This window comes from Naasia lichenicola (genome assembly GCF_004801885.1).
Taxonomy (GTDB): Bacteria; Actinomycetota; Actinomycetes; order Actinomycetales; family Microbacteriaceae; genus Naasia; species Naasia lichenicola.
In genome coordinates, this window is record NZ_SSSM01000005.1 from 1 (window position 1) to 12,624 (window position 12,624).

The following is a 12,624-nucleotide window of genomic DNA, read 5'->3' on the forward strand; positions in this document are numbered from 1 at the left end:
TCGCCGTCGCCGATGCCCGTGCCCGTCGCCGTGAACAGGATGCTCGTCGGCGCCTCGGAGATCGTGGTTCCATCGACGTCGACCGGTGCGGGCAGCTCACTGGTCACCACCTGGGCGTCCCAGCCCTCGACCGGTTCCACGGCCGCGTAGCTGAACGGGGTGTCGGTGGGCAGCTGGATCTCGACCGAGGTCGTGGTGGCGGTCGCCGACTCGTTCGGCACCCGGAAGGTGAGCAAGGCGTACTCCCCCGGCTCCGCGTTCTCGGGGTCGACGTGGACGTGCGCACTCGCGGCGAGCGGCGCACCGAGCGCGAGAGCGAGTGCGACGACCGCGATCCCTGCTCCGCGGATGGCAGTGGATCCGGGGCCGGCGGACCCTGGGCTGACGGACCCTGGGCCGGCGGATCGAAGGGTGGAGTGGGGACGTCGGGATCTGATGGTGCGGGGCATGCGTGGTCCTTCGAGAGTGCGGACAGCGCGATCCCGAGGCGGCACGGCCGGCCGTGGGAGCGCTGTTCGGTGCTTCAGCGGCGAGCGATCGCCCGCGCGCTGGGGGTGAGCCCGTCGGCCCGCGAAGGGGTGGACGGGGCCGGCCCGGGTGCAGGAGAGCCACCCGGAGAGCGATGAACGTCAGAGCGGCAGGGGTGGCCCGCGGTGGCGAAGGGAGCTCCAGGCGAGCAGCTGCGCCCGGAGCCTGCCGATGCCTTCGGCGGCCGGGGCGGATCGACGAACGGGAGCCGTGGCCGTCCTGACCAAAGGACGCAGCCGACGGAGAACCCATGTCGCGCGCAGCACCAGCGACCAGAAGGCGCCCTCTCCGCACCGGAGCGCGAGCAGGGTGATGCCGGCTGCGGCCAGGTGGGCGACCGTCATCCCGGTGGAGAGATCGAGCAGGCCCGATCCCGACGAGCCGCTCTCCATGAGCGGCATCGCGAGCGGCGTCGGCTGCAGGTGATCGAGATGGGCGCCGATGCCCGCGCGCGTCAGCGAACCGGTCATCCCCATGCTGAACAGCGCGTGCAGCAGAGCCTGAGCCACGACCACCACTGCCCCCAGCCGCACCGTGGAGACGCGGCGGCCGATCAGCAGCAGGGCGGCCGGCAGAGCGAGACCCAGAGCGGCGACGAGCACGATCGGGGCGGGCGCCGATCCTCCGCCGAGGACGTGGAAGCTCAGGGCGACGAAGACCGCGAGACTCGACGCGACAGCGGCGCGCACCGTCCGCACCCCGCGGGACGCGAGCGCATCGCGCGTCGCATCCGAGGTCGGCGTGGCTGGCATGTCGCCTTCAGGATATCGGGACGCGCCCAGGCGCTCAGCCGACCGGCGACAGGCGGTGCGCCTCCTCGAGGATCCGCACCACCGCGAGGGCGTCGCGCGGATCCACCGGGAACGGGCTCCTCGTCCGGATGCTGGCAGCGACCGCGGCGTAGAAGGCCGGGTAGTCCCCGGTCTCGGTGGGAACGGAGCGGAGCTCCTCGCCCACGCCGATCCGGCCCCATTCGTGCTCCGGGGTGACGCCGAAGCCCTCCGACCCCGGCCAGCGCTGCTCCTTGAGGAACGGCTCCTGGTTGTCGAGTCCGTCCACGGAGTAGGCGGCTTCGGAGCCGAGCACCCGGAACCGGGGGCCGGTCTGGCCGGCGACCCGGCTCACGATGAGATGGGAGACGACGCCGCCGTCGTGCTCGAGGATCAGCACCGCGTCGTCGTCGCTCACACCGCCGTCGCGCACGATGCGCAGCTCGGCGCGCGCGAGCTTGGCCGGCCCGAACAGCTGGAGCGCCTGATCGACCAGGTGGCTGCCGAGGTCGAACGTGATGCCGGCGCCCTGCTCCATGGTCGTGGTGTCCTGCCAGCGCTGCCGGGTCGGACCGCCCCACCGCTCGAATGTCGACTCGAAGCGGAACACCGCGCCGAGCGCGCCCTCGTCGACGAGTCGCCGCACGGTGCGGAAGTCGCCGTCCCAGCGGCGGTTCTGGAACACCGCCAACAGCCTGCCCGCGCTCTCCGCGGCCGCGATCAGCTGCTCGGCCGCATCGACCGAGGGAGCGAACGGCTTGTCCACCACCACGCTCGCTCCCGCGGCGAACGCCGCGAGCCCCTGCTCGAGGTGCACGTGTGCGGGAGACGCGAGCACGACCAGATCGAGCTCGCCCGCCCGGTCCAGCAGATCATCGGGCGATGCCACGATCTCGACGCCCGGATGCTGGGCACGGGCCTCGGCGGCACGCTCGCTGCTGCTCGTCGCGACCAGCGCGAGCTCGAGATCCGGGTGGGTCGCGATGAACGGTGCGTGGAAGACCCGGCCAGCCAGTCCGAAGCCGATGATGCCGACGCTCAGCGGTGAATTCATGAGCCTCATCCTGGCCCACCGTGCTCATATGCGCGATTCGGCATATGGGGTTCATCCCCCGTGTTCGGCCGGTGAGCGGGCCACCCGTGAACGCGAAGGCCCCGCCGCTCGGATGAACGGCGGGGCCGCGCGATGCGCAGGTCGGGCTCCGATCAGGAAGCGGTCGCGGCCTCGAGCAGCGGGACCAGCTGCTCGACCGCGTAGACGCGGGCCAGCGACGTACCCAGCGAGTACGCCGCCGAGATGTCGCCGTCGATGACCACGGAATGGCCGGCCGCGACCGCGGGGATCTGCTGCCACAGCGGGTCGTCGGTGATCTCCGTCGTCTCGATGAAGATCGGGAACGCCACGATGACGTCGGCGTCGAGCACGTCGAGCTGCTCCGTCGAGATGTCGACCGAGAAGCCGCCCGCGTTGGCCGGCAGCGCGGCGATGTCCGGGTTCTGCACGAAGCCGAGATCCTCGAGCAGCTGCACCCGCTCGCCGCCCTCGACGTAGGCGCCCCAGCCCTCGCTCGTCTTCGTGGCCGCGGACGCGGTGAGCCCCGCCCACTCCGGATGCGCGGCGGCCGCGTCGGCGGTCGCCTGCGCGACGTCGGCGATGACCTGCTCGCCCTCGTCGGGCACGCCGAGGGCGGTGGAGATCATGGTGATCTGGTCCTGCCAGTCGGTGAGGTAGCTGTCGCCGCCCTCGGGAACGCCGATCGTGGTGGCGATCGAGGAGAGTCGGTCGTAGCGCTCCTGGTCGCCAGACCCCTTCACGTCGAGGATCAGGTCGGGCTCGAGTGCGGCGATCGCCTCGTACGAGGGCTCGAGAGTGCCGATGATCTCCGGCGATTCGTCGTACAGGTCCTCGGCCCATGGGCCGACCCCGTCTCCGCCGAAGCCGAGCCAGTCGGACGCCCCGACCGGCTGGAAGCCGAGGGCGAGGGCCGTCTCGGCGTCGCCCCAGCCGAGGGCGACGATGCGCTGGGGCTCCTCGTCGACGGTCACATCGCCGAACTTGGTGGTCACGGTCGCCGGGAAGGCGCCGGTGGAGGCTGCGGAGCCGCTCGCTGCGTCGCCGGCCGGGGCATCGCCGGTGCTGCACCCGGCGAGCAGCACCGTCGCAGCGGCCAGCGCTGCCAGAGCGGGCGCGGCGTGGCGGAAGGATCGGATCTTCATCTGTGTGGATATCGCTTTCGTGTCGGCTGCAGGAATGTGAGGTTGAGCGGCTGCTTGGAAGGTGAGGCTAGCCTAAGCTGAGCTGCATGAGCCAGCCCGTTCCCGCGGCCCGACGGGAACCCGAGACGGACATTCGGCGCGCCCGGAATCGGCATGATTCGATCGATCCGGCGATCTCCGAGGCCCAGGATGACGGTGCTCCGCCGATCCGTCCGAGCTCTCGTCGCACAGTGGCACGGGTCGCCGGAGCGGTCGGAGCAGCGGTCCTGCTGCTCGTCGCGACCTGGCTGAGCATCACCGTCGGCTCCCGTCCTGTCCCCCTCTCCACCGTGCTGCTTGCCCTGTTCGGCGACCCGGGAGCCACCACGGATGCGGCGGTCGTCCTCGATCTCCGGGTCCCCCGGACGGCCGTCGCGATCGCGGCGGGCGCGGCGCTCGGTCTGTCCGGCGGGGTGATCCAGGCGGTGACCCGCAACCCGTTGGCGGACCCCGGTGTGCTCGGCATCACTCCAGGAAGCGCGTTCGCGGTCGCCGTCGCGGTCGGCTTCCTCGGCGTCGACTCGGCCAGCGACTACCGCTGGTACGCGTTCGGCGGCGCTCTCGTCGTGGTCATCGCCGTCTCGCTCATCGGAGCCATCGGCCGGGACGGCGGCTCGCCCGCCCGGACGACGCTCGCGGGCGTCGCGCTGGGCGCCGTCTTCATCGGCATCACCTCGTCCATCGTGCTCGCCGATCCGCGCCGCTTCGACGCCGTCCGCTCGTGGGAGGCAGGAGCCCTCGAAGGGCGCGGCTGGGACGACCTGCTCCCCGTGCTGCCGCTGCTCGCCGTCGGCGCCGTGCTCGCGCTGATACTGACCCGATCCTTCAACTCACTGGCGCTCGGCGAGGATCGCGCGGCCGCGCTGGGCGTGCGCGTGGGACTGGTCCGCCTCCTGGCCGCGTTTGCCATCGCCTTCCTGGCCGGCGGCGCGACCGCCGTCGCCGGTCCGCTCGTCTTCGTCGGGCTGATGATCCCCCATGTCGCCCGATGGATCGCCGGCCCCGATCAGCGCTGGATCCTCCCGCTGTGCATCGTGCTGGGCCCGAGCCTGCTCCTCGTCGCCGATGTCCTCGGCCGCGTCATCCTCCCGCCCGGGGAGATCCCGGTCGGCATCGTGACGGCCGCACTCGGAGCCCCGGCCCTCATCGCACTGGCCCGACGCAGGGCGGTGATCGCGCCATGACAGGCGGCGCGACGCTCGGGTCGCGGCCGGCGTCCGCGGCCCCGACAACTGCCGGCCCTGGGGCGACCCGCCCCGTGCGGCCGCCGCGCCTGCGATCTCGCACCGTCGTGCTCGCGCTGGCGATCGGCTGCGTCCTGCTCGCCCTCGTGGCGCTGGGCCTCGGAGACTTCCCGCTCGATCCCGTGCAGGTGGTGCAGGCCGCCTTCACCACGGACGGCGGATTCGCGACCACCATCGTGCTCGAATGGCGACTGCCGCGTGTGCTCGCCGCCCTCGTCTTCGGCGCGGCCCTCGCGGTCTCGGGCGGCCTGTTCCAGACCCTGACTGCCAACCCGCTGGGCTCCCCCGACATCATCGGGTTCTCCACCGGCGCCTACACCGGAGCTCTGCTGGTTCTCACGTTGGCGGGAACGTCGTTCGCTCCCGTCGCGGTCGGGGCGGTGGCGGGAGGCCTCGTCTCCGCACTGCTCGCCTACGTGCTCGCCTACCGCCGCGGGGTGCACGGCTTCCGGCTCATCATCGTGGGCATCGGGGTCACCGCCATCCTGCAGTCCGCCAATACCCTGCTGCTGCGCCGAGCGAGCACCGAGGTGGCGATGGAGGCGTCGTTCTGGGGCGCCGGCTCGCTCTCCCTCGTCGGCTGGAGCCAGTTCGTGCCGGTCGCGATCGCGCTGGCGGTGCTGACCCCCGCCGTGTTCCTCGTCTCCCGTCCGCTGCGTCAGCTCGAGCTCGGCGATGATGCCGCCCGCGCGCATGGAGTGCGGGTCGAGCGATCGAGGCTGACCATCCTCGTGCTCGGAGTGGCACTCATCGCGCTCGTGACCGCCATCAGCGGGCCCATCGCCTTCGTCGCGCTGGCTGCGCCGCAGATCGCGCATCGGATCGCGCGCTCGCCCGGAATCCCCCTCGTCGGCTCGGCGCTGGTCGGCGCGCTGCTGCTGCTCAGCGCGGACATGGTCGCCCAGCACCTGCCGCCGACTCCGATCCCCGTAGGGGTGGTCACCATCATCGGAGGCGGCGTGTACCTGCTCGCGCTGCTCGTGCACGAAGCGCGGGGGCAGCGATGACCGACACCGCACGCGGAGCATCCGGCCGCCGGACTCCAGCCAACCCGACGGCAGCGAACCCGACGGCAGCGATCCCGACGCCCGGCGAGGCGCGACTGCAGACCGTGGACGCCCGCCTCGGCTACGACAGGCGGACCGTCTCGGAGGGGATCTCCGCGGCCATCCCCGACGGGTCCTTCACGGTGATCGTGGGCCCGAACGCCTGCGGGAAGTCGACCCTGCTGCGCTCGTTCTCCCGGCTGCTGAAGCCGACGGCCGGATCGGTGCTGCTCGACGGCAGGGACATCGCCTCACTGCCGCCCAAGCAGGTCGCCCGCACGGTGGGGCTCCTTCCCCAGAGCTCCGTCGCGCCCGACGGCATCACCGTGGTCGACCTCGTCCGGCGGGGCCGCTATCCGCACCAGGGCCTGATTCGACAGTGGTCGGCCCGCGACCGCATCGCCGTCGACGAGGCGCTCGAGGCGACCGACCTCACCGAGCTGGCCGCGCGCCCGGTGGCAGAGCTGTCGGGCGGTCAGCGGCAGCGGGCCTGGGTCGCGATGGCGCTCGCGCAGGAGACTCCGATCCTGCTGCTGGACGAGCCGACGACGTACCTCGACATCTCGCACCAGATGGACCTGCTCAACCTGTTCGCCCGCCTGCACCAGCAGGGCACCACGATCGCCGCCGTGCTGCACGACCTCAATCAGGCCGCGCGCTATGCGACCCATCTCATCGTGATGAAGGAGGGTCGGATCGTGGCGACCGGAGCGCCGGCCGATGTGATCAGCGCGGAGCTCATCGAGCGGGTGTTCGAGCTGCCGTGCGTGGTCATCGCGGACCCGGTGACCGGCGGTCCGCTCGTCGTCCCCCGCTGATCGACCTACTGCACGGCGCCCCTCAGGACGAGCGGCCCGCAGGACGGCGACCGGCAGGACGAGCGAGCTGCCCAGTTCTGCCGCTGGAAACGTGTTCCAGGCGGCAGAACTGGGCAGTTCACGTCATCGGTGCGAGCTAATCTCCTCTGTAGTCGACTCGGAGTCTGCAGCGTCTAGATCTGCAGCGTCCGCCTTCGCGTCGGCCGCGTTCGCGTCGGCCGCGTTCGCGGCGCCGGCCTTCGGCGAGCCGGCCTTGCCGGCGCTCGCTCGCTGGGCCGACTCGAGCGCCTCGGCCTCGTCGCCGCCGATCGCCTCGCCCCGGGCGACCAGCCCGGCGACGTCGGACAGCGGGATCTGCTTGAGGAAGAGCGAGAGCAGGAAGGCGATGCCGATGAACGGCAGCAGGTACCAGAACACGGGCGCCAGGGCATCGGCGTAGGCGGTCACGACCCCGTCGCGGATCGCGTCGGGCAGCTGGCTCAGCGTCTGCGGGTCGAGCGTGGCCGTCGAGTTGGCCGCATCCGCCGAGCTGGCGCCCGCACCGGCGAACACCGAGGTGAGGTTGTCGGTGAGACGGGTGGTGAAGATCGTGCCGAAGACGGCGACGCCGAGCGATGCGCCGACCTCGCGGAAGTAGTTGTTCGTGCTGGTCGCGGTGCCGATCATCGCCGGGCTGACCGAGTTCTGGGCGACCAGGACGACGACCTGCATGATCAGGCCGAGGCCCGCGCCGAAGACGAACAGGAAGACGCAGATCAGCCAGATGGGGGTGTCCGCGCTCAGGGTGGTCATCGCGACCATCGCGCCGGCGGTGATGAGCGTCCCGAGGATCGGGAACAGCTTGTAGCGCCCGGTGCGGGTGATCAGGATGCCCGAGACGATCGAGGTGCCGATCAGTCCGGCCATCATCGGCAGCATGAGCAGGCCGGACGCCGCAGCGGATGTGCCCGATGACATCTGCAGGAAGGTCGGGATGAAGCCGATGGCGGAGAACATGCCGAGGCCGAGCGTCAGTCCGATGAGCGTCGCGTTCATGAACGTGGGGTTCCTGAACAGGGACAGCGGGATGATCGGATCCTTGGCCTTCGACTCGACGAGCACGAAGAGCAGCGCCGCCACCACGAGGCCGGCGCCGAAGGCCCAGGTCTCGAGGGCGCCCCAGCCGTGATCGTCGTCGCCGCCGAAGTCGGTGAAGAAGATGAGGCAGGTGGTGAACGCCGAGAGCAGCACCACCCCCAGGATGTCGATCGGCTGATCCGCGCGCTTGTTGGGCAGCTTGAGCGTGAAGAAGGCGACCGCGAAGGCGGCGATGCCGATGGGGATGTTGATGTAGAACGCCCACTGCCAGGTCAGGTGGTCGACGAAGAAGCCGCCGAGCAGCGGACCGCCGACGGCCGAGAGGCCGAAGATGGCGCCGAGCGGACCGAGGTACTTGCCGCGCTGCGAGGCGGGCACGATGTCGGCGATGATCGCCTGCGACAGGATCATCAGGCCGCCGCCGCCGAGGCCCTGGATGGCGCGGAAGACGATCAGCTGGGTGAAGTCGCCCGCGAAGGCGCAGCCCACCGAGGCGATGGTGAAGAGCGCGATCGCGACGAGGAACAGGCGCCGTCGGCCGAGCACGTCGCCGAACTTGCCGTAGACCGGCATGACGATGGTGGTCGCCAGCAGATACGCGGTCGTCAGCCACACCTGGTGCTCGACCCCGCCGAGCTGGCCGACGATGGTCGGCATCGCGGTGGAGACGATGGTCTGGTCGAGGCTGGAGAGCAGCATGCCCGAGATGAGGGCGGCGAAGATGATCCAGATCCGACGCTGAGTGAGGAGCATCGGCCCCTCGCTCTGCGTGGAGCTCATGGCGGTGGCGGTCATCGGGATGCCCTTTCAGGGTTCGTCGCAGCAGGGTCGAGAGCAGCAGGGTTCGTCGCAGCAGGGTCGAGCACAGCGGTGTCGAGCACCACGCGGATGGCGGCGAGGGTGGCGTCGAGCTCTTCGGCGAAGTGCTCGGAGACGTGCGGATCGGTGAGGCGCGAGCCGACGGAGTTCATGACCGTGGAGATGATCGCGACGGCGGCTCGGGCATTCCGGTCGTCGTGTGCGACACCCTCCCGCAGGGCCACGAGCTCGACGATGGCGGCATCGCGCAGGCGGCCCTGGCCGATGAAGCGGGCGAGGAGCTTCGGCTCGCGCTCCAGCACCCTCATGAAGACGACGTGGTCGTCGGCATTGAGGCCTACATGCTCGGCGAAGCCGCGGATGGAGTCCATGAGGTCATCGAGGACCGCGCTCCAGCCGCGGGACCCGCGAGCGAGGAAGTCCTCGGCGAAGCGTCGCGCCTCGTCGACCTCATCGACGCCGAAGACGGCGTCCTCCTTGCTCGGGAAGTAGTTGAAGAACGTCCGGCGAGACACGCCCACCTCGCTGCACACCTCTTCGATGGTGAATCCGGTGAGGCCGCGCTCGGCGGTGAGCCGGCGGGACACCTCGGTCAGCCTGCTCGAGGTGGCGAGCCGTCGTTCGGTGGCACGACTCGCAATTGCACTTTCGGTCACAGAGTGCAGTATTGCACTATGTCCAACAGAGTGCAATCCGGAGGACGGAGTGTCACCTCCCCCAGAACGGCCGGAAGACCCGTGCGTCAGGCGCTCAGTATGAACGTGCTGAACGAGTCGGCGGGCAGCGTCGGCGCGAACACCGCGTCTCCCACGAGGATGTTCAGCGTCTGCTCCACGGCCGAGTCGTTGTGGATCACGATCACGGTGCTGCCGTCGGGATTCACGAAGACGAGCTCGTTCTCCCAGCCCGTGTAGCTGAGCGCCTTCACGACGTGCGCGCCGGCCTGCACGAAGTGGCTGACGTGCTTGAGCAGGTAGTACTCGTGGTTCCAGGTGAACGTCGCGGCCTCGGCATCGTCGCCCGCGCGCACGGTCACGAGGGAGTTCTGCGCCCAGCCCCAGCGACTGACGCCGCCTGCGGCGAGGGAGATGTTCCAGTACATGTAGGCGCGCGCGCCGTTGTCGAAGAAGTGCTTCATCAGCGTCCAGGCGTAGCGGGCGAAGCGCCAGTCGTTCCTGCCGTCGCCGCACTCCTGCTCGGTCTGGTAGAGCCGCAGCTCCGGGTGATCGTGATGGAGGAAGGGGACGGCCCCCTTCCCGTGCCACTGCGCGCCGACGCCCCGCACGAACGGCGCTGCGATCTCGTCGCCGAGGACCGCGGTGACCATCGTGTCGTCTGCGCGCTCGAGCGTGCCGAGGAAGACCTCGACGTCGCGTTCCGCCATCGCCGGACCGAGATGACGCAGGAAGCGGGCGAGCCCCTCGGGGGTCCAGGTGCAGCTCGGGAAGACCTGGGCCGAGTTGAACTCGTTCTGGGGCATGACCATCCCGATCGGGATGCCCAGCTCGCGGTAGGCGTCGATGAAGCGGCCGAAGTACTCCGCATAGGCCGCGAGATAGGCGTCGTCCTGCACGAACATGTCGGTGCCCTCATGGCCCACCTGCTCAGGCTTCAGTCCGTTCTCCACAGTGGAGAACGCGAGGTGCGGCATCGCGGCCGCGTAGTGCCCGTTCGTCTTCATCCAGGTCGGCGGGCTCCACGGCGAGGCCCAGAGCCGCAGCTCGGGCTGGTGCTGCCGTGCTGCGCGGATGAACGGCACGAGAGTCTCGTGGTCGTGCTCGATCGAGAAGTGCTCGAGGGCGAAGTCGCCGTCCACCTCGTCGTAGGAGTACCAGTCGCGGGAGAAGTCGTTGGCGCCGAGCGGCATCCGGCAGAGACCGAGGTTGGCGCCCACCCCGGGAGCGAAGAGCTCGCGCATGACCTCGTCCCGATCGGCCTGCGACAGCGCGGCCAGCGAGGTCCAGCCGAGCTCGTTGAACGAGGCACCGAATCCCTCGATGGGCTGCTGCGGGGCGTCGGTCCGCAGGATGATGTCGGGCATGCCGGTCGGCGCCCCGAGCGCGGGCGCCTGCTTCGACACCCACGGCTCGGCCTCGGTCGTCACGACCCAGGTGATGCTGGGAGATCCGTCGGAGGCAGGCGTCGCGGTCATGCGATCACGGTATCGCGAGGCCGCCGGGCAGAGGCCGCCGGGCAGAGGAAGCACCGATGAGAGCGGACAGCGCGAGGAGCACACGACAGCGCAGGTCGAGCCTTCAGTGCGCGAACACGGCCCGCATGCCGCCGAGGGCCGCATCGAGATGCGGCTCCATGGGACGCCTGTCGGGGTCGTCACCCCAGGTCTCCAGGGCGATGTGCAGGATGTCCACCGCGACGGCCGCGATCGACATCGCCACCATCGGCGGCTCGCCTCGCTGCAGGAATCCGCTCCTGATCGCGCGCGCGAGCGCCTCCCTCTTCTGAAGGTCGCGCTCACGGAGCCCGGAATCGGATTCGATGACCCGGCGAGCCATCACCACCTGATCGCGGCGCGGATCGAAGCGCTCGCGTGCGACCGCTCGAAGCGCGTCCATGATCAGGGCGAGCGGGTCGCCTCCAGGCGGCGCGTCGGCCAGCATCCGCTCCGCCAGATCGGGGATCTGGGCGTTGCCGAAGAACACCTCCCGCTTGTCCTGGAAGTGCCGGAAGAAGGTGCGGGTGGTGAGCCCTGCGCGCTCGACGATCTGCGGCACCGTCGTCGCCGCGAAGCCCTGCTCGGCGAAGAGCTCGATCGCGGCCTCGCGGAGTCGCTCCCTCGCATCCGGCGCCCACCTGCTCATGGCGGTCACCCTACCCGATGACACGCGATGTCATCACTGGCCGTATAGTGATGACACGACGTGCCATCAGGCGGGTCTCCGCTCGCCTGAAAGGCTTCCGATGCCCGAGAACTCCGCCGCGTGGCTCCTCGCACCGCGTACGCGGCTCACCGTCGGCCCCGCCGAGATGCCACGGCCGGCATTCGGCGAGGTCATTGTGCGGGTGCGCGCGGTCGCGATCAATCCGCTGGACTGGATCATCCAGGGGACCGGCCAGGTGACCTACCGCTGGCTCTCGGGCCCCACAGTGCTGGGCACGGACGTCGCGGGCGAGGTGACCGCCGTCGGCGAGGGCGTCGCCCGATTCCGCATCGGCGATCGCGTCGTCGGCCTGGCGACGGGCACGGATCGAGGTCGGGACACCCGACACGAAGGCGGCTTCCAGCTCTACACCGCGCTCCTCGAGCAGCTGACCGCGCCTCTTCCCGACGGCATGGACTACAGCTCCGCGGCCGTGCTCCCGCTGGCCGTATCGACCGCCGCGTGCGGACTCTTCCAGCAGCAGAACCTTGGACTGCGATTGCCCGAGAGCCCAACGGCCGACGGCGAGCCACACGAACGACCGGCGGGCCCGGAGACCGTGCTCATCTGGGGCGGGTCGACAAGCGTCGGCTCGGCAGCGGTGCAGTTGGCCACGGAGGCGGGCTACCGGGTGATCAGCACCGCTTCACCCCGGAACTTCGACTTCGTCCGCTCCCTCGGCGCCGAGGCCGTATTCGACTACCGCGGACCATCGGTGATCGAGGACATCCGCCGACATCTGGGCGCGACCCCACTCCGTTCGGCCCTCGCCGTCGGTGCGGGATCCGCAGGAGCCGCGCTGCGGCTGCTGGACCGGGGCGGGCGGCTGGCGATGGCGAGCACCCCGCTCAGCCTCGAGGCGCTCGCGGCGCGGAAGCGGCTGTTCCCTGCGATGGTGCCGGTCTTCGGGCGGGTTGGTGCCTCGATGACCGGCCTCATGATCCGTGCGCGGGTGGCCGGAGTGCGGACGAGCTTCATCTGGGGCAGCAGCCTTCGGGACGACGAGGTCGGTCCCGCCATCTGGCGCGACTATCTGCCCGGCGCGCTCGCCGCCGGCGGCTTCCTGCCCCGCCCCGAGCCCATGGTGGTGGGCGACGGCCTCGACGCCATCCAGGACGCCGTCGTGCGCCTCCGAGCTGGAGTCTCCGCCCAGAAGGTCGTCGTCACACTCTGATCCAGGACGACGG

General features: G+C 70.5%; 12 protein-coding genes. 4 read left to right on the forward strand and 8 right to left on the reverse strand.

Annotated features, from left to right (window positions below; all coding sequences use genetic code 11):
* From E6C64_RS10955 to E6C64_RS10970, 4 genes are all read right to left on the reverse strand, one after another.
* A partial coding sequence (locus E6C64_RS10955) for a DUF1775 domain-containing protein (protein ID WP_136427574.1) occupies positions 1–449 on the reverse strand: 449 nt, incomplete at its 3' end.
* 180 nt (positions 450–629) lie between these two features.
* Positions 630–1,280, reverse strand: a complete 651-nt coding sequence (locus E6C64_RS10960) for a hypothetical protein (RefSeq protein WP_136427575.1) — start codon at positions 1,278–1,280, stop codon at positions 630–632.
* Positions 1,281–1,314: 34 nt separating this feature from the next.
* Positions 1,315–2,352, reverse strand: a complete 1,038-nt coding sequence (locus E6C64_RS10965) for a Gfo/Idh/MocA family protein (RefSeq protein WP_136427576.1) — start codon at positions 2,350–2,352, stop codon at positions 1,315–1,317.
* Positions 2,353–2,504: 152 nt separating this feature from the next.
* Positions 2,505–3,515 (reverse strand): iron-siderophore ABC transporter substrate-binding protein, encoded by a 1,011-nt coding sequence (locus E6C64_RS10970; protein ID WP_136427577.1) that lies wholly within the window; start codon positions 3,513–3,515, stop codon positions 2,505–2,507.
* Between the two features lie 230 nt (positions 3,516–3,745).
* Between E6C64_RS10970 and E6C64_RS10975 the strand changes: the two genes are divergently transcribed.
* The 3 genes from E6C64_RS10975 to E6C64_RS10985 are packed head-to-tail and all read left to right on the forward strand — an operon-like array spanning position 3,746 to position 6,662.
* On the forward strand, positions 3,746–4,738 hold the full coding sequence (locus tag E6C64_RS10975) for a FecCD family ABC transporter permease (protein ID WP_233255589.1): 993 nt from the start codon (positions 3,746–3,748) through the stop codon (positions 4,736–4,738).
* Positions 4,735–5,805: a FecCD family ABC transporter permease gene (locus E6C64_RS10980; RefSeq protein WP_136427579.1), complete on the forward strand. Its 1,071-nt coding sequence runs from the start codon at positions 4,735–4,737 to the stop codon at positions 5,803–5,805. The genes E6C64_RS10975 and E6C64_RS10980 overlap by 4 nt, the downstream gene beginning before the upstream one ends.
* Positions 5,802–6,662: an ABC transporter ATP-binding protein gene (locus tag E6C64_RS10985; protein ID WP_136427580.1), complete on the forward strand. Its 861-nt coding sequence runs from the start codon at positions 5,802–5,804 to the stop codon at positions 6,660–6,662. Before E6C64_RS10980 ends, E6C64_RS10985 begins: the two co-directional genes overlap by 4 nt.
* 123 nt (positions 6,663–6,785) lie before the next feature.
* Here the strand turns inward: E6C64_RS10985 and E6C64_RS10990 are convergent, their stop codons facing one another.
* The 4 genes from E6C64_RS10990 to E6C64_RS11005 all read right to left on the reverse strand — a co-directional run bounded on the left by E6C64_RS10990 (position 6,786) and on the right by E6C64_RS11005 (position 11,377).
* Entirely contained in the window at positions 6,786–8,534 is a 1,749-nt protein-coding gene (locus tag E6C64_RS10990) for an MDR family MFS transporter (protein WP_438941856.1), read from the reverse strand.
* The gene (locus E6C64_RS10995; protein ID WP_199241021.1) at positions 8,531–9,214 is read right to left on the reverse strand and encodes a TetR/AcrR family transcriptional regulator; all 684 of its coding nucleotides are present in this window, start codon (positions 9,212–9,214) and stop codon (positions 8,531–8,533) included. Before E6C64_RS10995 ends, E6C64_RS10990 begins: the two co-directional genes overlap by 4 nt.
* A gap of 86 nt (positions 9,215–9,300) precedes the next feature.
* Positions 9,301–10,710 (reverse strand): glycoside hydrolase family 30 protein, encoded by a 1,410-nt coding sequence (locus E6C64_RS11000; RefSeq protein ID WP_199241022.1) that lies wholly within the window; start codon positions 10,708–10,710, stop codon positions 9,301–9,303.
* Between the two features lie 103 nt (positions 10,711–10,813).
* Positions 10,814–11,377 carry a TetR/AcrR family transcriptional regulator gene (locus E6C64_RS11005; RefSeq protein WP_136427582.1) on the reverse strand — a complete coding sequence of 188 codons (564 nt, stop codon included), beginning with the start codon at positions 11,375–11,377 and terminating at the stop codon, positions 10,814–10,816.
* Positions 11,378–11,477: 100 nt separating this feature from the next.
* On the opposite strand from E6C64_RS11005, the gene E6C64_RS11010 reads away from it, so the two are divergent.
* Complete coding sequence (locus E6C64_RS11010; protein ID WP_136427583.1) at positions 11,478–12,611, forward strand: zinc-binding alcohol dehydrogenase family protein; 1,134 nt, start codon at positions 11,478–11,480, stop codon at positions 12,609–12,611.
* The last annotated feature ends 13 nt before the right edge of the window (positions 12,612–12,624 follow it).